Annotated in this window: 11 protein-coding genes; 7 read left to right on the plus strand and 4 right to left on the minus strand. The window is 43.9% G+C overall.

What is annotated here, in order from left to right; genetic code table 11:
- Nucleotides 1-7 precede the first annotated feature (7 nt).
- From RLN88_RS07850 to RLN88_RS07870, 5 genes are all read left to right on the plus strand, one after another.
- Complete coding sequence (locus RLN88_RS07850; protein ID WP_350220839.1) at nt 8-217, plus strand: cold-shock protein; 210 nt, start codon at nt 8-10, stop codon at nt 215-217.
- Nucleotides 218-226: 9 nt separating this feature from the next.
- Entirely contained in the window at nt 227-565 is a 339-nt protein-coding gene (locus RLN88_RS07855; protein WP_350220840.1) for a hypothetical protein, read from the plus strand.
- A gap of 140 nt (nt 566-705) precedes the next feature.
- Nucleotides 706-3,249, plus strand: coding sequence for a zinc-dependent metalloprotease (locus RLN88_RS07860; RefSeq protein ID WP_350220841.1), 2,544 nt, complete (start codon nt 706-708; stop codon nt 3,247-3,249).
- Nucleotides 3,250-3,498: 249 nt separating this feature from the next.
- Nucleotides 3,499-4,557 carry an adenine-specific methyltransferase EcoRI family protein gene (locus RLN88_RS07865; RefSeq protein ID WP_350220842.1) on the plus strand — a complete coding sequence of 353 codons (1,059 nt, stop codon included), beginning with the start codon at nt 3,499-3,501 and terminating at the stop codon, nt 4,555-4,557.
- Nucleotides 4,554-5,636, plus strand: a complete 1,083-nt coding sequence (locus tag RLN88_RS07870; RefSeq protein WP_350220843.1) for an HNH endonuclease family protein — start codon at nt 4,554-4,556, stop codon at nt 5,634-5,636. The genes RLN88_RS07865 and RLN88_RS07870 overlap by 4 nt, the downstream gene beginning before the upstream one ends.
- A 324-nt stretch (nt 5,637-5,960) precedes the next feature.
- Here RLN88_RS07870 and RLN88_RS07875 read toward each other — a convergent pair whose 3' ends face one another.
- Nucleotides 5,961-6,725, minus strand: a complete 765-nt coding sequence (locus RLN88_RS07875; RefSeq protein WP_350220844.1) for an MBL fold metallo-hydrolase — start codon at nt 6,723-6,725, stop codon at nt 5,961-5,963.
- A 104-nt stretch (nt 6,726-6,829) separates the two neighbouring features.
- Complete coding sequence (locus RLN88_RS07880) at nt 6,830-7,264, minus strand: peptidylprolyl isomerase (protein WP_350220845.1); 435 nt, start codon at nt 7,262-7,264, stop codon at nt 6,830-6,832.
- Between the two features lie 110 nt (nt 7,265-7,374).
- On the opposite strand from RLN88_RS07880, the gene RLN88_RS07885 reads away from it, so the two are divergent.
- A complete protein-coding gene (locus RLN88_RS07885) occupies nt 7,375-9,756 on the plus strand; it encodes an ABC transporter permease (protein ID WP_350220846.1) in 2,382 nt (793 codons plus the stop codon).
- 50 nt (nt 9,757-9,806) lie between these two features.
- Here RLN88_RS07885 and RLN88_RS07890 read toward each other — a convergent pair whose 3' ends face one another.
- A complete protein-coding gene (locus RLN88_RS07890; protein ID WP_350220847.1) occupies nt 9,807-11,969 on the minus strand; it encodes a glutamine synthetase III family protein in 2,163 nt (720 codons plus the stop codon).
- Nucleotides 11,970-12,106: 137 nt separating this feature from the next.
- Here RLN88_RS07890 and RLN88_RS07895 point away from each other — a divergent pair, with 137 nt between their 5' ends.
- Nucleotides 12,107-12,805: a 16S rRNA (uracil(1498)-N(3))-methyltransferase gene (locus tag RLN88_RS07895; protein ID WP_350220848.1), complete on the plus strand. Its 699-nt coding sequence runs from the start codon at nt 12,107-12,109 to the stop codon at nt 12,803-12,805.
- Nucleotides 12,806-12,807: 2 nt separating this feature from the next.
- Here the strand turns inward: RLN88_RS07895 and RLN88_RS07900 are convergent, their stop codons facing one another.
- Nucleotides 12,808-22,311 carry a T9SS type A sorting domain-containing protein gene (locus tag RLN88_RS07900; protein ID WP_350220849.1) on the minus strand — a complete coding sequence of 3,168 codons (9,504 nt, stop codon included), beginning with the start codon at nt 22,309-22,311 and terminating at the stop codon, nt 12,808-12,810.
- Between the last annotated feature and the right edge of the window lie 41 nt (nt 22,312-22,352).

Genomic DNA, 22,352 nt, shown 5'->3' on the forward strand with positions numbered 1-22,352 from the left:
AGTATTTATGGCAAGATCCCAGAACAGTTTTATAAAAAATCAGAAAGCACAGAAGAAGAAAAAGAAACGTCAGGAGAAACTCCAAAAGAAATTCGATAAGAAGGACCAGGAAACCAGCGGTTCACTGGATGACATGATCGCCTATGTGGATGAGTTTGGAAACATAGTGGATGAGCCGCCACAGGAGCCAGTGAAAAAAAACGAACCGAAACAATAGGATATTAAGATGATACGGGAAGCAACTTTCGAAGGAAAATACACGCACCTTTGGATGAAATATAAGCCGGTGATAATAAAACTGATGGTGGATGCACAGCAGGGGCCACAGACTTACCAATTTCAGCGACATGAGTTTGCAGATCTGAACAACCAGAAGCGAACAGGGTATACTTTTTCACTAGAGGTGTTTGAAAACAAGAAGCAAAACAATCCAAAATCCAATTTAGCTCTGGATCTTTTAAGTATAATTCGATCTTCGAGCAAGTCTGAAGAACTGACATCCGCACATAAGTATCTATTTCAAATGGATAAAAACTTTGTGCTGGAAGTGAAGCAGGTGGACTGATTTAAAACTTATCTATAAGACGAAACTCCTTCTCAACTATGGGAAGGAGTTTTTTTGTTTGCATAAGTCCCCAATCTCAAGATTTCCTAAGAATATAGCATCCAATTAGTAACTTAACAGAATAACAAACACCTCCACACATGAAAAAGATCGCTATTGTATTGCTATGCATGGGACTGGTAGCTCCCATTCACGCCCAGAAAACCAAGAAGAAAAAAGAAGAAGACAAGAAAGAAGAGAAATCAGAAAAGACCATTGACGAAATCACAAAGTCCTGTGTCGCTTATGAAGGTCTCTTCAAAGTATATCAGGATACTGCCAATGGTAGTGTATATCTCGAAGTACGCGAAGATCAGTTGAACACCGAGTACATTCATTTTTCTCAAATCATGGATGCCCCTCTCGACTTCTACGAACGAGGCAGCTATGGGTACGAGAAAGTATTCACAATCAGCAAAATCTACGAGCGGATGGAAATTACCCTCGAAAACATCACTGCCTACTTCGATCCAAACGATCCGCTGAGTCGGGCGAAAGATGCCAACCTGAATCGACCAATCATCTATTCGGAAAAAATCGAAGCTTCATCCAAAGATGGCAAAACTTACCTCATTAAAGCAGAGCCACTTTTTCTAAAAGAAGCATTTGTTCAAATCACCCCTCGGCCTGATCCTAGAAATAATGATCCAAACGCCCTGAAGCTTGGCAGTCTTAGTGACAGCAAGACTAAGTTTTTGCAAATCAAAAGCTTTGCCGAAAACACAGACTTCAGGGTAGAGATGGTCTATGAAAATTCATCAGCCGGTATGTTTTGGCCTGTTTGGGATGATGATCTTACTGACCCTCGCTTCTTAAGTGTGAAAGTGTATAACACCATTATCAAAATGCCTGAGAATGACTATCGCCCTCGGTTTGATGACCCCAGGGTTGGCTACTTTGGCCAGCGCGTCACGGATATGGTCGATCGTTCCGCCACACCATTCAGGGATATGATCTCTCGTTGGCACCTGGTAAAGAAAGATCCAAATGCTGAGCTATCTGAGCCAGTGGAGCCAATCGTCTGGTGGATTGAGAACACGACTCCTGAGGATTTCAGGGAACCGATTAAGCAGGGTATTCTTCGGTGGAACCGGGCATTTGAGCAGGCCGGATTTAAGAATGCCATGGTGGTGAAAATACAACCCGATGATGCCGAGTGGGATGCAGATGACATCCGCTACAATGTCATTCGCTGGGTATCTCTACCGCGCGGATTGTACGGGGGTGCCTTTGGCCCCAGCTTTTTCAATCCAAGAACCGGGCAAATGCTGGGAGCTGATGTGATCATGTATTACGGATTTATTCGTGCTCAGATCACAGAGAACGACATCTACTCCAGTAGTTCCTCATCGGCACCCGAACGCTTCAATGCGAAGCATTGCGCTTTCGCATCCGAGCTGGCAGCAAATTTCAATGCCGGACGCACCATGATCCAGGCACTGGGACGAGGAGAAGCAGAGGAGAAAGAACTGATCAATCAATCACTAATGATGCTTTCCCTGCACGAAGTGGGTCATACATTGGGATTGAACCACAACTTTAAGGCTAGCCACTTTCTGGACAATGAGAAGATCCACGATAAGGAATTTACCAGCACCAACGGAATGACCGGTTCGGTGATGGATTACTCCGGGGTAAATCTTGCCTTAGATCCAAAAAAGCAAGGCCTTTACTATGAGGTGACTCCCGGCCCGTATGACAAGTGGGCCATCGAGTACGGGTACAAAGTGTTTGACCCGAAAGAAGAGGAAGCAGGACTAAACGAGATCTTGTCCCGCTCCACCCAGCCGGAACTACTGTTTGGGAATGATGCTGATGACATGCGTGCGCCTGGCCGGGGGATAGATCCGCGTGCGCAAACCTGGGATCAGACCAGCCAGCCGATTGAGTATGCAATAGACCGATTCAAGCTGATAGATCAATCCCTGAAAGGGCTGATGGAAAAGGTGGCCAAAGAGAACGCCTCCTACCAGTATTTCAACAACAGCTACAACTTTCTCACACGTGATTGGTGGGTGGGGCTCACAGCAATCAGCCGCTACCCCGGTGGCGTGTATGTGGACAGGGCCTTTATAGGGCAGGAAGGTGCCACCAAACCATTTACGCCTGTGCCGTATGCGCTGCAAAAGCGTGCCATGAAAGCCATCAACACGTATGGGTTCAGTCCGAATGCCATGAAAACTCCTTCTGAGGTGTACAACTATCTTCAAAATCAACGACGTGGTTTCGACTTTTGGGGACAGACGGAAGATCCCAAAATCCATGATCGGATACTGGCCTTTCAGCAAAACATCCTGAACCATATGATGCATGCCAGAACGTGGCAGAGGATCATAGATACTGAGATGTATGGCAATACCTACAAATTATCTGAGTATGCAACAGATATGACCGACGGTATCTTTTCCGAAGACATCTCCGGAAGTGTGAACTACCGCAGGCAAAACCTGCAGACTGAATATGTGAATCGGCTGGTGGGTATATTAATGGGAGATGAATACAACCATGTATCCAAAGCGGAATCATTCCGACAGCTAAAATCAATAGATAAAATGCTGGCTAAAGCAAAATCTCCGGACAGCACGACGGCAGGTCACAGAGAATACCTCGCTTACCTGATCGAGCAAGCAATGGATGAGGATTAAGACTTGAAAAAGCAAAATCAAAAACTCTTTCTTAGTAATGGGAAGGAGTTTTTTGTTTTAAAGCGACAACCGGACAGAGTCTGGCTGACAGAATGAAAGTGCGCGTTTACCTCCATATATGAGGGATAACGCGCACTCTGACTATATTTGAAAGGTGGATAATGCGCACAGTGCGCATTACATTAATGTTGTATGCCATTTGTGCAAAGCGTAGAGAATCAGCAACTTTAACTCATCAAGAATTGGAAAATGACAGAACAAGCTCAAAACAAGAACTTAAATCAAGCAAAGACCAACAAAAAGGATGAGTTCTACACTCAACTGTCTGACATTGAAAGAGAATTAAAGTATTACAAAAAGCATTTCAAAGACAAAGTTGTTTACTGCAATTGTGACGATCCAAGAGTTAGCAACTTCTTCCACTACTTTTCCTATAACTTCGAAAAACTTGGACTCAAAAAGCTAATTGCAGCTTGCTACAAAAACCAGAATATGGACTTGTTTAGTCAAAATGACTCTGAACAAGCTATTTACCTAGAATATAATGGCGATAAGAACGGGAATATGGTTCCTGACCCAAATGAAATTGGGATAAAACAACTTAAAGGAGATGGTGATTTTAGGAGCAAAGAATGTATCGAGCTATTAAAACAAGCAGACATAATAGTTACTAATCCACCATTCTCGCTATTTAGAGAGTACGTTTCACAATTGATTGAATACGATAAAAAATTTGTCATCGTAGGTCATCAGAACGCAATCAAGTACAAAGAAATTTTTCCTTTAATTCGTGACAATAAGCTGTGGTTGGGTTACGGATTTAAAGGTGGTGCTGGTCACTTTATTAATGAACATTATGAAGATTATGCAACTGCAACTGACCGTAAGGAAGGAATGATTAGAGTTTCAGGGGTTCACTGGTTTACCAATCTTGAAATCAATAAAAGACATGAAGATTTAATCCTTTACAAAAAATACACACCAGAAGAATATCCAAAGTATGAAAATTTTGATGCAATCAATGTTGACGTAACAAAAGACATTCCAATGGACTATGAAGGTTTTATGGGTGTTCCAATAACCTTTATGGACAAATACAATCCTGACCAATTCGAGATTATTGGTGTAGGTATTGCAAATTTAGGTCTTGAAATGGGAATCGAACCATACAAACCTGAACATAAGAAATACAGAAAGGAAGTTCAGAAACGTGGAGCAGTTGACGGTGATTTGTATATGATGGTTGATGGGATTGTCACAGTTCCGTACTCTCGAATAATAATCAGAAATAAGAAAGTGCAGAAATGAAAATTGAACTTAAAGAAATTACCGTTAGCGAACTGACAAACGGATATGAAGATAATGAAGAAGGTGGTGTTGTCGGATATTATGGCAAGTTAGATATTCGTCCACCCTACCAACGTGAATTCATTTATAAAGACAAGCAACGTGAGGCTGTTATTGATACTCTTATAAAGGATTTCCCTTTAAATGTTATGTATTGGGCGGTTCGTGATGATGGTAATTTTGAAGTTATCGACGGTCAACAACGAACAATTTCAATAAGCCAGTTCGTTGAAGGTGATTTTGCTTACAAAAGCAGATATTTCCATAACCTACAAAAAGACGAACGAGAGCAAATCTTGAACTATAAGATTATGGTCTATTTATGCAGTGGGACGGATAGTGAAAAATTGGAATGGTTTAAAACCATCAATATTTCAGGAGAGAAACTAACCGATCAAGAACTAAGAAATGCAGTCTATTCAGGCTCTTGGGTTTCTGATGCAAAAAGATATTTCAGTAAAAATGGTTGTGCTGCCTATGGCTTAGGCGGAGACTATTTGAACGGAACAGCTATAAGACAGGATTATTTGGAAACAACAATAAAATGGATTAGTAAGGACAACATTGAGAATTATATGGCTAAGCAACAGCACGAGCCAAATGCTAATGATTTATGGTTGTATTTTCAAAGCGTCATCAACTGGGTTAAGGTGGTGTTTCCAAAGTATCGTAAAGAAATGAAAGGCATTCAGTGGGGCCTTCTTTACAATGATTTTAAGGATAAGAAATTTGACCACAAAAAACTTGAAGAGGAGATTACTGAACTGATGCAAGATGAGGATGTTACTAATAAAAAAGGCATTTATGAGTATGTTCTAACTCGTAAAGAAAAGTTTCTAAATATCCGAGCATTTAGCGACAATCAAAAGCGTGAAGCTTACGAACGCCAAAAAGGAATTTGTCCCGTTTGTACAGAAGAATATAAAATTGAAGAAATGGAAGGCGACCATATAACACCTTGGCATGAAGGTGGGAAAACATCCGCTGAGAACTGCCAAATGCTCTGTAAGGACGACAACAGGCGAAAATCTGGAAAATAACCCCAACTGGCGCAAGCGTCCGCTTGTGCTAAAACCAAATGATCAAGATTCCGGCTTAGCACCTCCATCTCAATCACTCCCTTCGTCCCCCTCCAGGGGGAGATGTCGTAAGAAAAACTGTGTTCCTCTCCAGGGAAATGATCTCAATCACCCCTTTGTCCCCCTCATTTGCCGCAGAGATACAACCCCCATTGAAGATGCCTGATCAGGTCCGGCATGACATTGAAGTTCGTCTATTTGTCACATCCTTTCGAAAGATGCCGTAATAAATCCGGCAAACTGGTCTAGCAAAATCCAATCTACACTTAAATCAGTTTTTTTTGCTTATTGATTGCTCTTCTCCCCATACCAATCCCTCAACCTCACCTCCACTTCCGGACTTTCGGCATTCACCTGAGCTTTGAAGGACTCCACATCGCTGAGGCCTCCCTGTCCGCGATAGTGATACGGGTAGACGATCCTGGGTTTGAACTCATTCACTGCACTGGCCGCCTGGTCTACACTCATGGTATAGGGAAGGTTCATGCAGACAAACGCCACGTCGATGTTCTGCAGGTTGCGCATTTCAGGAATGTCCTCCGTATCACCGGACAGGTAGATACGCTTCCCTCCAATCGTGAGCACATAGCCATTGCCTCGACCTTTGGTATGTCGGGATTCTTCGTCTTCGGGTAGATTGTACATTGGCATGGCCAATATTTCCATCCCCTCAAACACTATCGTTTGCCCGTTTCCAAGTACTATTGATTGAGCTTGTATATTTTCAGGCATCTTGTCATATACTGCCTGAGGGACAATGAACTTCGCTCGCTTGGTATCCAGAGCTTCCAATGTTTTCTCATTGTAATGATCACCATGAATGTCGGTAATCAGAATGAGTGTTGGAGCTTTCAATCCGTCAAATTTCTCCGCTCCGCCATATGGATCCACATAAATGGTCTGATCCTTCCAGCCCAAAGCCAGGGTTCCATGCACAATCGGTTGAATCGTTAGGTCGCCATCATTGGTTTCGAAAGTATCAGGAGTTGCGCGCTGAGCTTTAGCTGAAATTAATACCAGAATGAATGATAGGGTGAGTAGATGCTTCATGATCCCGAATTTTTATTTATCAACCCATTCAAGTTAAAGATGTTAGGGACGGAAACAAAAAAGGCTCGCTAAAAGCGAGCATCGATTCTTATTCATTGCAATACTTAATCATTGATCACCACCTTCTCCATTACATCGTCTTCCCTGATCTGATCAATCACGTCCAGGCCTTCTACTACTTTGCCAAACACGGTGTGGTTTCGATCCAGGTGAGCGGTATTGTCCCTATTGTGGCAAATAAAGAATTGAGAGCCTCCGGTATTTCGTCCCGCATGTGCCATGGAAAGCACTCCCCTGTCGTGCCGTTGGTTGTCTCCATCCAACTCGCAATCGATTTGATATCCCGGACCACCGGTACCGTCTCCTTTAGGGCATCCTCCCTGAATCACAAAGTTTGGGATGACCCGATGAAACGTGAGCCCATCGTAATATCCGTCATTAGCCAAATCAATAAAGTTTTTTACTGTATTCGGGGCGTCTTCCTCGAAGAACTCAATTTTCATTACCCCCTTTTTGGTGTGGATTTCTGCTGTTTTCATAATCAGCAGTAAAGTTAATCCATCTGTTAAAAAGTCTTAATTGTGATAGACGGTATACAACTTTTTTCATACCACATCTATCTTCATATCAGGATCAAAACTCAAAACTTATGCTAAAGAACTACTTTCTGGTGGCCATTCGCCATCTGAAGCGCCAGCCTGGCTATGCGCTACTCAACATCCTCGGACTGACCATTGGTATTGCTTCAGCCCTGCTTATCGTACTATACCTCAACCAGGAAACCAGCTACGATAAGCACAATGCAAATGCTAAAAATATCTATCGGATTTCTGCTGATATCACCGAGCCGGATAATGCATTCCGGTGGGCGGTGACCCAGCCTCCTTTGGGGAAAACGGTGAATCTGGAATTCCAGGAAATCAATCAGTTTACCCGGTTTGCGGGAGGTGGAGATACCCGCTTCCGTTTTGGAGATAATAATTATGAGGCAGAAAATTGGTACCTCGTAGATTCTACGGTCTTTGATGTTTTCACAGTAAAATTCCTACAGGGAGACCCTGAAACAGCACTGGATGCGCCAAATAGCGTGGTGCTAAGCAAAACCCTGGCCGATAAAGTATTTAAAGGGGAAAATCCCATGGGCCAACTCCTGGAAACAGAGCGATTCTCTTACAAAATAACAGGGATTTATGAAGACATCCCTGTCACCTCGCACATCCGACCGGATGCGATGGCATCTTTTAGCACCAATGAGCAATACGCCAACTCTCAAAGCTGGGGTGGTTTTGGGCTTTATACCTATGTGGTTTTGAACGACGGAGTAGATCCGGCGTATGTGGAGAAGCGACTGAATGAGGAAATTATCACGAAGTATGTTGCGACCATCTTTGACCAGTTCGACATCAAAGTCAAGTATGAGATGATCAACATTCAGGACATTCACCTTCACTCAGATTTTGAGGGCGAACCCACTGCTCTGGGCAATATTGACTATGTCTACATTTTCCTTGCGGTGGCCATTTTTCTTGTGCTAATTGCCTGCATCAATTACATGAACCTGGCCACTGCCCGATCCATGCGCAGATCGCTGGAGGTGGGAATCAGAAAAGTGATGGGGGCTCAAAGAACCGCCCTGATACGACAGTTTATCGTAGAGTCTGTTTTGATCGCTTTGGTTTCCATGCTGATTAGTTTGCTACTCCTGCTCATCGTGGTGCCGGTGATCAATTCTCAATTGGGCACCACATTGATGTTAAGTGATCTGCTCTCTCAAAAAATCATTTGGACCCTGGTTGGCATCCTGGTATTTACCGGCCTGCTTAGCGGGTCTTACCCGGCCTTCTATCTGTCAGGGTTTAGCCCTATCAAAGCCATCAAAGGTGGATCGGGAAGCAAGCGTACCGGCAATGTATGGTTACGCAGAGTGCTGGTAGGGCTTCAATTCTCCATCTCTATTTTCATGCTCATTGGCACCATGGTCATCTACCAGCAGATGCAATTTGTAAGAAATGCGGATCTGGGTTTTGATAAGGACCAGGTGGTCAACTTTACCCTAAACCGAAACACCAGCGAAAAATGGGAAACACTGCGAACCAAGCTATTGCAAAATCCCAATATCAAAAATGCTGCTACCGCTACAAATATCCCTGGGAATGGATTTGGAAAAAACGTAATGGAAGTGGAAACCAATGAGGGCGTGATGGAAGATTATGGGGTGGACTGGTACGGAGTGGATTATGATTACATAGATGTGCTTGGCATTGAGATCGTGGAAGGGCGCGGATTTTCCCGAAACTACCCCAGCGATACAGCATCATCTGTTTTAATTAATGAATCGATGGTTGAACGTTTTGGATGGGACAACCCGATCGGCAAGCGATTTCAATTTGATCAGGACAGTACAGTCTATCATAAGGTAATTGGAATTGTGAAAGACTTCCATCATCGATCGCTATACAACCCTATCGAGTCGTTCATGATTTTTCCCAACCTTAACAACCGCCAGGCAATGGTGAAACTAGGTGATGACCTGGAGGCAGGGTTGGATCACCTGGAGGCTTCCTGGAATGAGCTCTTCCCCAACACTCCGCTGGAGTATCAATTCCTGGATCAAAACTTCATGCAAGACTATGAAAGTGACCAATTGAGAGGGCAACTCTTTTTGGGTTTTGCACTGATGATGATCATCATCTCCGGACTTGGCCTGCTAGGGTTAGCATCTTTTACTGCTGAGCAGCGTACCAAAGAAATCAGCGTGAGAAAAGTATTGGGTGCAGATGTGAAAGAACTAGTGATCATGCTTGTAAAAGACTTCATTTGGCTGGTGCTGGTCGGAGCATTTCCGGCATTTATTATTGGCTACAAAATCATGAACAACTGGCTTGGTGATTTCGAGTACCATACAGAAATCAACATATTCGTATTTGTTGCTGTGCTGCTCATCGTGGGAGTATTTGTGATGCTCACCACAGGATTCCAGGCATATAAGGCTGCTTCTGCAAATCCTTCAGAAAATCTGAAATATGAGTAAAAAATAAGCCCCTATGAAATCATCGGGGCTTTTTACTAACCTTATAAAAATCACCTTAAAAACAACAATTCTCTATATTTTGGAAGCGGCCAATCTTCGTCATCTACGAGAAGTTCCAGCTTATCAACCGCATAGCGCAAAGGCTCAAAGTACTTTCCTTTCACGTTATCGCAGTACTCAACAGCTTGCTTACGGATATCTTTGATTGAATTGATTCGTTTGCGCTCCTCAGTCATCTCATGAGACAGCCTTCTTACATTATTGATGTGTGTGGAAACTTCCTCAATAGTCTTTTTAATTTCAGTAGCATCAAGTCCAAGCTCCATTAAGCCTTTGGCATTCTCAATAAGCTTCGTCTGATATTTAGTAGCTGTCGGAATAATCATATTGCTAGCCATATCAGCCATCATTCGGGACTCGATCTGTACCTTCATGATGTAATTCTCCAATCGTATCTCATGGCGAGCTTCTATCTCCACTTTACTCATCACCTTGTGCTTTTCATAGAGCTTGATCGCCTTGTCAGTAACTGAAAAATCCAGTGCACGAGGAGTATCTTTTACATTCGAAAGCTTGCGCTTCTTGGCTTCTTTGACCCACTCATCGGAGTACCCATCACCCTCAAAACGCACATGCTTTGATTCTTTGATGTAATCTCGCAACACATCGATGATTGCCAATCGCTTCTCTCTTCCTTTATCAATCAGTTTATTCACCTTTTTGTAAAAATCTGAAAGCTGGTCAGCCATGATCGTATTCAGCACCATCATCGGATCAGAAACATTAGCATCTGATCCTACCGCTCTGAATTCAAATTTGTTTCCAGTGAAGGCAAACGGCGAGGTTCTGTTTCGATCTGTGTTGTCAAGGATAATAGAAGGAATCTGATCGATACCCAACTTCATGTACAGGTTCTCCCCTTTCTCTACGAGGATATCACCCGATTTCTCCAGCTTATCCAGGACTTTGGTAAGCGTGGAACCAATAAATACCGAAATGATTGCTGGTGGTGCCTCGTTAGCTCCAAGTCTGAAATCATTTCCAGCGGATGCAATACTTGATCTCAACAGATCAGCATACTCGTGTACTGCTTTGATGGTGGTTACAAAGAAAGTCAGGAACAACAGGTTGTCTTTTGCACTGGAACTGGGCTGATACAAGTTTACCCCTGTATCCGTGATCAAAGACCAGTTGTTATGTTTCCCACTTCCATTCAAGCCGGCAAATGGCTTCTCATGAAACAACACCCGCAGGTCATGCTTATTTGCCACCTTTTCCATCACGTCTTTGAGGAGTTGATTTTGATCCGTGGCTTCATTAACCAGACCATACATAGGTGCCGCCTCATATTGTGCAGGAGCCACTTCATTGTGCCTGGTCATCAAAGGTATCCCTAACCGATGCGCTTCGATTTCATAGTCCTTCATGAAATCGTAAATCCTGGTTGGGATTGAGCCAAAATAGTGATCATCCAACTGCTGACCTCTGGCCGGATTGTGCCCGTAGAGTGTCCTGCCACCCATCACCAAATCCGGTCTGGCATTGTACAATGCCTTGTCAACCACAAAATATTCCTGCTCCCATCCAAGGGAAGCATTCACCTTCGATACATTTCTATCGAATAAGCGACACACTTTCACAGCGGACTTATCTACTGCCTCCAATGCCTTCAATAACGGAGCTTTGTGATCCAACGCCTCACCAGTATAGGCCACAAAGATGGTAGGGATACACAGGGTTTTACCATAAATAAAAATTGGCGAGGAAGGATCCCAAGCTGTGTATCCTCTTGCTTCAAATGTACTTCTGATCCCTCCGTTTGGAAACGAAGATGCATCAGGCTCTTGCTGCACCAGTGCCTCCGCTTTGAATTTCTCTATGCCTTTGCTTGGGTCAAAAAAGGAATCGTGCTTTTCAGCAGTAGCGCCAGTCAATGGCTGAAACCAGTGCGTATAGTGTGTGACACCTCGCTCCATTGCCCAGTTTTTTACTGCCACTGCTACGGCATCAGCTGTCTCCAGATCAATTTTTTTTCGATTCTTTATGCAATCAGTCACTCGCTCATACACCTCCGGAGAAAGTGTGGCTTGCATTTGAGCCTTTGTGAAGGCCATCTCTCCGAAATAGTCGGAAATGCGCTTGGAAGGTGCTTGTACGTCTACCTTCTTCCTGGTTTGAACTAAATTAAGAGCCTGATGTCTTAGCTGTGCCATGGTTTATAGTTTTCAGATATTTTTGATACCCAAAAGTAATCTATTTTTGCAAATCATGTCATATTTGCACTAAAATCATACCAGATCAAAAGACATTTACATAAAAAACTTCTATTCAGACTAAATTTTGTATCCATATGACAGTATTTTATAAAAAAGACTTAGTCAATAGCCCAAACAGGCTGGATGAAGAAGAAGCAAAACATTGTTTTCAGGTTCTGAGGCATCAGTCAGGGGATCAGATCATGCTTTTCGACGGAAAAGGGGGTAAATACCGTGCTGTTTTGACTCAAGTCTCCAAGAAATTCTGTGAATTCGATATTTTGTCATCTGAACAAATTCCTGAAAAACCTTTTTCCATTCACCTGGCTATTGCCCCCACCAAAAATGCCGACCGGATGGAGTGGATGATTGAAAAGCTCTGTGAAATCGGTGTAGATAAAGTCACCCTGATTTCTACCCGACATAGCGAACGGAAAAAACTGCGCCTTGATAGACTGGAAAAGAAGGCGATTAGCGCAATGAAGCAATCCGGCAATCCATTTTTACTTCAGCTAAATGAACTTACAGATTTTCAAGAGTTTATCTCAGGTTGTACTAGCCAGCAAAAAGTAATTGCTCATGTGGATAATGCTCATCGGCACCTCGCCGATGTTCTTGAACCAAAAAAATCCATCACTATCCTTATCGGGCCGGAGGGGGACTTCTCAAAAGAGGAAGTAGACATGGCTAGTCAGTCAGGATTTATGGCTGTCTCTTTGGGGAACAATACCCTAAGAACAGAAACAGCAGGCCTTGTGGCCTGCTGTATGGTAAATTTCAAAAACCTGTTTTGATCTTATTTGATCACAATTTTGTGTTTTTGCACGTCTTTTCCCTGCTCCACAAGAATGAAGTAAATTCCCGGGATCATCTTTCTGGATGGCACTAGCTTTTCATCTATCACAAATGCACCTTCAAACTGACTGTCAATAAATAGTTGTCCGGAAAGATTCATCACTTTCACATTCACTTGTGATTGATTGTCTCCACTGAGTATTCTCAGGTTGAGATTTTCAGGGACGGTCGGGTTCGGATATGTAGAAACCTCCATTCCTTTGGCAAGCCTGTCCGCATTGTTTTGTAGCTGAATGATCTCATGGAATTCCGTTGTTCCGTCAAAATCCACCTGCTTCAATCGATAATAGTTTATTCCGATGGCTGGCGAACTATGAACAAAATTGTAAGTCAACACTTCGTTTGAATTGCCGCTACCCTGAACCGTACCTACAGTCTTGAAATTCTCACCATCAATTGAGTGCATCACCTCAAAGTAATCATTATTGACCTCAGAGGCAGTCTGCCAGGTCAGATAAGTTTTATTGTCTTCAATTTTCCCTTCAAACATTAACAGCTCCACCGGAAGCGGCACGGGCTCATTCGATCCCAAGGTGATAAAATTGGTACTAAAACTCAAATCCGTATCTGACACGATAGACCCGCTGCTAGCTGACATTCCGCTATAGTTGGCGTTTGCATTTCCATAACTTTCCCAGGTTCCATCTACTGCATCCCAAACCATAACCCGGAGATTTTGCCAGGAGCTGGAATTGGCACCCACATTAGAATCACCATCCCAGTAAGGCCTCACATCAGCGGTGGCTGGCGAGGCAACATCTACTTCAAACAAATCTTCCCTGAACAAAACAGAGTTCACCGTATTTGATTCACCACCCCATGTTGAAAAATCATACGTGGCATTTTCGCCAGTCATAATCGCATTGGAGCCTGGATCCGCATCATGGTACCGCACTGTCCAGTCTTTGGTACCCACATATCCTTGTGTGTTGCTCACTTCGAATGGCAGATAAACCGTACCATCCCCTACGGGGAAGAATTGTCTGTCTGTAGAAGTTTCGAGTCTCCTCACGAGCGGGCCATCAACGAACGTGGTACTACTGAAATTGCCGGTAATATCTCCGGTACTGATGATAATAAGTGAGTTATTACCATCAGTGAAAATTTTACCGTCAGTCATGATCAGGTTTTCTACTTCCACATTATCATTCGAGACATTTAAAACGGTTAGCCCGGCAGCATTATCCACCTCAAGTGACTTTATTCCTTCCAGGCCGGTAAAGTCTCCATCTATTTGCTGGGTAGTGGTTCCTTCCATTACAATGCGCGCATTAGTAAAGTCCCCGTCAAACGTTGCAGCGGCTGATTTGATAATATTTCCCCTAATATTAAGCGTGGTGTTATCACCCATTGTCAACAATCCATCGTCAAGGATTTCAAGGTTTTCGCAAATATTGAATGTTGATCCATTGGTCAGTACTTTTTCGCCAGCTCCGGAGAGGATTAGTCTTCTGAGCCTACTGAATGGCAAGGCCAAATCAACAGAATTTCCAATAGTCACCTCCAGTTCAAAACCTCCACCTGTCGTACATGCTCCGTCTGCCTCAAACGATGCATAGTCCCCTGCCGGAAGTGTGTTTGTATCCACCAACTTCAAAGTACCATCTCCCTCCAGTGTTCCAAGGTTTACCCCAGCCCCGGAGATTGTCAAGGTAGCACCAGACTCGATGGTTACTTTTCTAAACCGCCAAAATTGATTTGTAAGGTTTAGTGTAAAATCCCCAGCCACTCTCAGGTCTGGAGACTCGCCCAAACTTGGTGGAATGCCGCCGACAAATGAGCCGCCCTGATCCACATCGCCTGTGGTTGAAGTTGAAAGTGTGACATACTCTGGCACCACATCAGGGATAGCTCCTCCACACAGTTGCGTGTTGGAGTTTGACTGCACATAGATACCCGCAGTATACGTACCTGCAATATCTGTACTCGTGAAGCCTGTATAATCGCCCCCACCGATGAGTCGGAATTCAATGATATTGTTTACTTCATCAAATTGATCCGCACCATAACCTTTGTCCCACGATGAGCTGGCATTCAATAATCTGGCTGGTGCGTAGTTGGTAAGGTCAAGGCCTTCGGTGTTATCAAAAGCTTCAAGTTCATCCACATGGTACAGGAAGATTGATCCATCAAAGTCTTCGATATTCTCAGAGCGGATAGACCAGTAAAACTGAAGAATGTTGTCCACATCCACATAGTCCTGCGTGAAGGCTCCACATACTTCATCGGCATCATCAGGAATACCACCTGCGATATCTTCAATTGGCTTGATGGTTATCTGATTGTCGTCACCAGTAGAGCCGCTCAAGTCAGTTACGTTGACTTCTGCCGGCGTGTAGTAATTCAATCCAACAGGATATAAATACGTGCCGCTAAAATCATCGGCATATATTTTTCTCACGCCATTGTCAGTAATGCTTGCGTTTACCGAAATCATGCTATTGACGTTGAAGTCGGCTCGGGTCTGCCCACCTACTCCATTTTCGAACACCGCATCCTCATCCATTATCAGCAGGTTTCCTCCAATATTAAATACACCGGCTGTTAATATTACTTTGTCATTTATTTCAAATATCCTTCCGTCACCAGGTATCTCCAGTCCGTTTGAATTGTCCAATGTGAGAACTCCAAACTCCGCAGTTCCGGTAGAGGTATCCAGGTTTTGAAGGTCTGTGCCACTAAATACTATTCCTGGCCCATTTGGATCGCTTTGATGGATGGCATCATGTTGCATATCCCCCTCTACATTCACGGCGGAGGTACCTGTGCTAATTGTGCCATCTAAAATGCTCAAATCGTTTTCTATGGTGATGTCCTTACTAACAGTAAGGGTACCACTTCCGCCTTTTTCAAGATTGAAGAAATCGGTAGTCCCAGCGCCTAAAATGAATTGAGCGCCAGTAGTTGGGAAAAACGTAGTTTGCTGATTTATGTCTGTACCTCCATTTAAATAAGTACCATCGTTATCAAAAATTGAATTGACGGTAAAGTCAAATCCATTCGCATCAAACGTACCTCCCGACTGAATCTCCAGACTGGTGATCTCCAACTGAACATTATAGATTTTCGCTGTTGGGTTATTGTTTCCTGTTACCAGGATATTACCCAGAGGAACATCTGCATCTATACCAACATCATCCTGGTTGGCAGGAGTGGAGGCACTACCTATTGTAATGGTAGATCCTGCAACGTCTATATCGGCTGGGTCTGGCTTGATAATCAGAGAGCCCACAGTAGCAGATCCATTTTCCCTCACGATTGTAAATTCCCCACCTGTATGGGTAAACTCACTTCCGTCATTGAGGAGTTCAAACACCCCACGGGTACTTGTCGGTGCTGCTTCAAGACCAAATCTTGCAATCCCCCCGGTTTGATTATAATTGAGCAAACCAGCGGTGGTAGATACCGGCCTTCGCACTTGAGAACCCACCAGGAGAGAACCACCAGAAATCTCAATGACTGCCTGATCAGAGGCTCCATATTGAATAAAGTTATTACCGTTATCACCCGGATCGCTCATGTCCAGTGTGCCTCCTGATATTCTCAGGAGACCATCAAGAATAATACCTGTATCATCCCCATTGATCCTGGCTGTACCTGCCGCAAGTTCTAATCCTCCAGAACCAGAAGATGCTTCAGGATCAAGCGTATTTGGTAAATAGAAATCGCCGGTAGAAGCATCTGTTAGTGTAATATCCACCGGAGCATCAATGATTAATAATCCATTAATAATTTCGATGGGCTGGATGCCACTTGTGGCCGGATCTGGAATGGTAAACAAATCAGGAATGGTGAATGTACTAGTTGTGTCTGACCCTTTATTCATTACAATCTTGTATAAATCCATTGTAATTCCTGCATTGTCAGTAACACTATGATTTCCGGAGCTACCTCCCAATTCCAATATCACATTGCTTCCAGCTGAGGAAAGGTCAAAAGTAGTTGCGTTATCAAAGGTGATGTTGCCATTGACCTTTAGAGTATGTACATCTGATCCTGAATTTTCTACGCTTATACTATTTGGATCTGAATCTCCTCCACCAAACATATGGATATCTTCACATTCTAAAGTCAGGTTGGTACCTACATCAATAAATTCAATGAACCCTTCCTGATTAGAGCCTACTAGTATTGCCGAGTCTATTGTTAAATTGTTGGCAAGCTGAAAAATAACATTATTGTCAATCAGCATGTTCTTAGCACTGACCTCTTTTCCAAACTGGAAAAACCTACTACCATTTCCACCAAAAGTTCTGAACGTTGGGTATTCATCAAAATCGTTCACAACCGTGGTTCCGTTTGCCTGAAGCCAGAAAAACCATCCATTATCAGGATCTTCTGCAAAATCTCCAATGTCCGCTATGATGGTTCCGAAATCTGCTGGATTAGGTCCTACATCCTGTACCATTTCACCCCGACCTGTAATTTCCCCGGATGTAAACGTGATGCCGGAACGAACACGAATCCTGGACATATCTGTTACATTGAGGGCTGTTCCTCCTGCTTGAGAATCAAATTCTACTCTTGCAACCTCAGTATCACCCTGCGAACCATCAATTCTTATTTGGTGCCTTCCATCTCCTGTTTTGCTAAATGGTCCGCCAGTTAAAGTATTTACATACTCACTACCTACAACCACCACATCCCCAGGCCCAGGTACACTTCCTGCCGGCGCTCCAATGTGCCTATCTACAGGATCAGTTGACCAGTTATTTGTGCTTTGCCACTCCCACCAGTTTCCATCAATAGCCCGGCTATAATAAACCGTTGGAGCACCAACAAATCTGGTAGATTCACCGGCTGTATAGTTGGCTTCCTCCAAAGGAAGCCCTGTTCCCGGCCAAGGTGTAGTCCAGTTATTATCTACATTCCCTTGATTATAAACACCGTCACCGGTACCTGCATCAATTTCATCGTTTGCATCATCACCAACCGCATCTACATTCACGCCATTAAACATGATGATATTGGCCGGGTCAGTGCCAACAATGTTGCCGCTATTCCCCGCAGCACCTCCATCTTTCACTGCCTGATCTGTGCCATCATTTGAACGGGTGTAGGCACCAGAATTAAGTACTTTTCCTGGCACATAAAGTGTCTCATCACCTCCATCTATATCCGAATCATCGTACTGAAATATCCATGAAACATCAGGAACTCCTCCGTCAAACCCCTCCATGCTTACATTCCAATAGTAGGATAACACATCTCCACCTGCCAAGTCAGTCGTTTGTAGTTCGCTATCTGCTATTCTTACAGTCACGTATTCGTCCCCGCTGTAAGTCACCCCAGCATCATCCACCACGTGCATCACAGCCGGTGTATATCTCTCCACAGCATTTGCGTCTGTTCCAATTGGGAACCAAAGCCTGTCCGGGGTATTGTAAACCTGACCATCTACATAGTAAGTAGCCCGGTCAACAATGTTATATTCCTCTGTATAATTAGCATCAGGAAATGAAGGCGTGCTGCTTTCGTAAAGTGTTAGCGATCTTGGAAGTTTAATGGAGAGGCCACCGTCGGAGACATTCCCGGCCATTCGTATATAATCCGCCGTAGAGTAAACACCCTGCCCCCCTACTTCCGTAATGAAGCCACTAGAGGATAAATCCAAAAACTCAAATACATCAACCTTCAAATTGTGTGTGCCAATATCAATGATCCCAGCAGCGTATTGCAAACGACCGACTTCTATATCGCTAGTTAGAGCTATTTCAAAACCTGGATTATTAATTTCAAGATTTCCAAAGGTAGCACCCTCAATTGAGGAAATTGTGACGTCATTTTCTGCCCTTATATTGACCGTACTTTCTTTCCTTGTCACTCCATCTTCGTAGACAAAGCAATCTCCTTGATTGGTGATTGTCCCTAGCAGATACATTCCATATCCGACCGGATCCCCCACATTTCCAAACGCTGTACCATCACTCTCGGTCAATTGCAACGTACTAAATGGGTCTACCTGATTCAGCGTGCCACTTAGCAGTTGAAATTCATTAGTAACAACTACCAACCGCACTGCGTACCTACTTAAGTTTTTTCCTCCATTGGATGTTTTGTAAAGACTAGCTGTTCCACCAGGACTCCCATCTCCTTTGCTTGGGAGTTTTGCTGCCAAATAAAGGATGGCATCATTTTTATCTATCACCCAATTGTAAAATGGAAGTGTATACACTCCATAGGTTTCATCGCCACTACCAAACCCGGATGGCCATGGTCCGGTATCAGGATATTCAAACTCTACCAATGCATTGGTGTATGTGGTAATGTCACCAACGTAAAGAACTGAATTCTCATCTCCGTTCATTGTAACCGTAGCACTACCGGCATTGCTACTACCGTCCCATGCCCAAACATCCAATACCCCACTATCTTCAATATATAGGTCACCACCAACTTCCAGATTAACACAATTATTGCTTGGACAGAGATCCAAATAACCTCCATAAGTATCTGAACCTGATGTTCGGGTGGTACTAGTCTCAATGGTTAAGTCATTCAAAACCTTCAAATCTGGGTCTGTGATAGTACGATCATCTGCACCGCCAGGCCCACAGGTTGTAGTTTCGGAAGTTATTCTACCAGTAGCTCCAGCGTCCTCATTTACGATATTCAAATCCCAGAAAGGTGCGTCAGATGCCACGATAGAATTTCCTGTGGTGCTGGAATAAAGGTTGACCTGGCCTCCGGTTACGTTGATGTTAGAAGGATCTGAATTGATGAAAAGAAGCCCTACAGCAGTAGCATCCTTCACATTCAATATTCCACCAGTCATGGTGAATGCATTGCCTTCATAGGTAAGACAAAATCGTGCGTATGTTGCATTGGCTGATCCTGCTGCTTGTCCTAAAATTGGGCTTTCAGCAGCAGAATAATCCCAAACGTTTACCGTGCCACCGGTTTGTTGGTAGCCGCCCTGAGCCGCTGAACCCTGAACTGAGGTTCGGATTTGAGAAACCCAAACTTCCCCTCCTGATACATTGATCTGTCCGGCATCCCTGGTGGTGATGCCACTACCGGAAGGAACTTCCAAAATGCCAGCGGTCACTTCCAAAATACCGTATGGTGTGATTGCTGCACCTCCGGTTTTGGTCACTTCGCCCCCACTTACTACAAGCTTTGCTTCACTTCCTATTGAGTAGTTGCCTGTGGTGTTGAGACGCACACTTACGTTTGTACCCAAACTCACCGTCCCTGTTATGATTGCAAGGGCATTCTGATTATCAGATGGGTCGTCCACATCCAAATCGACATTGTCATTGGCAAATCCGGTCAAGATAAAATTGCCAGGATCGTCTGCCTGAATGTCTGCCACAAAATCCGTAGATCCCTTTACTATTTCTATTCGATAGAAGTAGGTTAACCCATTGCAATCTACTCGCTGGCTTTGAGTGGTGGAGATTAGATTAAGATCAACTACTCCATTCGTTGATTCACTGCCATAGGTAGGGGTGGTCCGGTCTGAAAACTGGGCTGTACCTTCATTGAGGAAATCTCCATAAAGGTTGAACTCGTGTCGTGTGTTGCTGGCCACAGCGGTGGATACCCTTCCATCCTGAGAACCACCATTACTCTCTACTGAAAAGTCTCCAATTACGGTCAATGTCCGATTGTTTGTTGTGCCATCTCCAAAGCGGAGTGTTCCGTACCTCACATTCATATCCCCATTGATGGTTAGGTCTGCACCCAGCGAAACGATATCTGTTGGATTGGTAAGTGATATCCTAACATCTTTGAATGATTCGCTTTCATCAAAAGTCAAACCCGTACCCTGTACCAGTAGAAGACCTCCATTGGCGGGGTTGCCAAAACCATCTGAAGTGGTAGTGATACCATCTGGAAAATTGCTCACTCCTCCATTTCCCTGCATTCTGATAGTTCCCTGTCCATTGATGATTCCAAAATCATGACCAGAAGATGTTGTAAGATCAAGTGTTCCATCTACTGTAATGCTGGACAGGTTCAAATTGTTGGTGGTAGACTGGATGGTCACCGTCTTACCATTCCGAATAATCACCTCATCTTCATTTCCCGGCGTTTCATTCAAATCATTATCTGGGATAGGTGCGGTACCGGCATCCAGGGTCCAGGTGTTTGGATTGGACCAGTTTCCATTCTGCAATACATACCAGGTGCGGCTGGTTATCTGATTTCCCCTTCCCAGGGTATAATATCCTGATCTTAAGCGGCTCGCAGGCACAGATACAGCTACCTGATCACCGCCTTCGAATGTGTAGCTGTTTGCGAATACCCGTGAGAATTCCCCGGTAGAAGTAGATCGGTATAAAAGCACATAGTCTGTGACGCTACCGGTCCTGGTAAGTCCCGCATCGCCAAAATCGAATCTAAAAGTAGTTTCAATGGAAGCCGCATCTATAACCCCACTTTGGCTGGCCTCTACATAATAATCCTTTTGCCATCTATCAAAAATGTCTACATCTGCCGTGTTGGCTGTTGAATTATCTGCATGCGCTACTCCAGCATCGTGAGCAAAAAGCACAAACTCATCAAGGTTGTCAAGTCCATTAGTAGCCTCTATCTGGAATGCGCTACTAAATCCTGAGGTGGCATGAACGGCGCTACCGTCTTCTGTGCCAATCCCTCTCATGTCATCATTGTAGGATGCGGTGTAGTTTGCATAGTTTCCGAAATAATCAGCTGAAATGGTGATTCCATATTTTTCAGCCAGGTAGTTTTCTAACACGACTCGCTCTCCACCATTGAGGGCATCCCTATAAACTATGATCTCGGCAATGTCACCGTCAAAATACCTTCCATCTCCACTATTGAATTCCCCAATGTAAATATCTTCTGTGCGATCGGGAATAGAAACGTTGGATCCAGTACTTCCTTCGTTATCACTGTTAACAAACATTTTGACCGATCCACCAGAGAGAGATGCATCCACCGTCATTGTGGCAATGTAGGGATTGCCGGCTGAGGCCACACTTCCAGACCCGCCCACGGTCGTAGCTCCCGCATAGCCAAACATGTTGAAACCGGAATTGTAAAACATGGTCCATGATCTTACACCTCCTCCTGAGTTTAATCTCTTGGATATCAGTGCACGGGTGTCAGTAGATCCGGTATTGAAAACGACGATTACGGAAAATTCCGAAGCATTGTCCAGCAAATCTGTGGTAGCATCATCATCGGCAATGATCAGCTGCTCCCCGGAAGATCCTGCAAACCTCAGATACTGATTTCCTCCAATAGTGACCAGTGTTGGTACGCTACCGCCTGAAACCTCAACTGCGTCAAATCCATTTGCTGTTTTATCAGCCCATGTGAAATTATCTGCGAGTGGCCCGGTGAGGTCATTGGCCTCCAGCCAGATGATATTATTAGTACCAACTCCTGCAGGCTCATTTTGAGCAAACAAGGATGTGAATAGACAAAAGCCCAAAAGAGCAATAAACGACTTAGTTACCATAGTTTTCAACATGAAGAAACCCGCTATTTTACCATCGACGAAAATACCCAAAA

This window comes from Ekhidna sp. (assembly GCF_040223195.1).
GTDB lineage: Bacteria > Bacteroidota > Bacteroidia > Cytophagales > Cyclobacteriaceae > Ekhidna.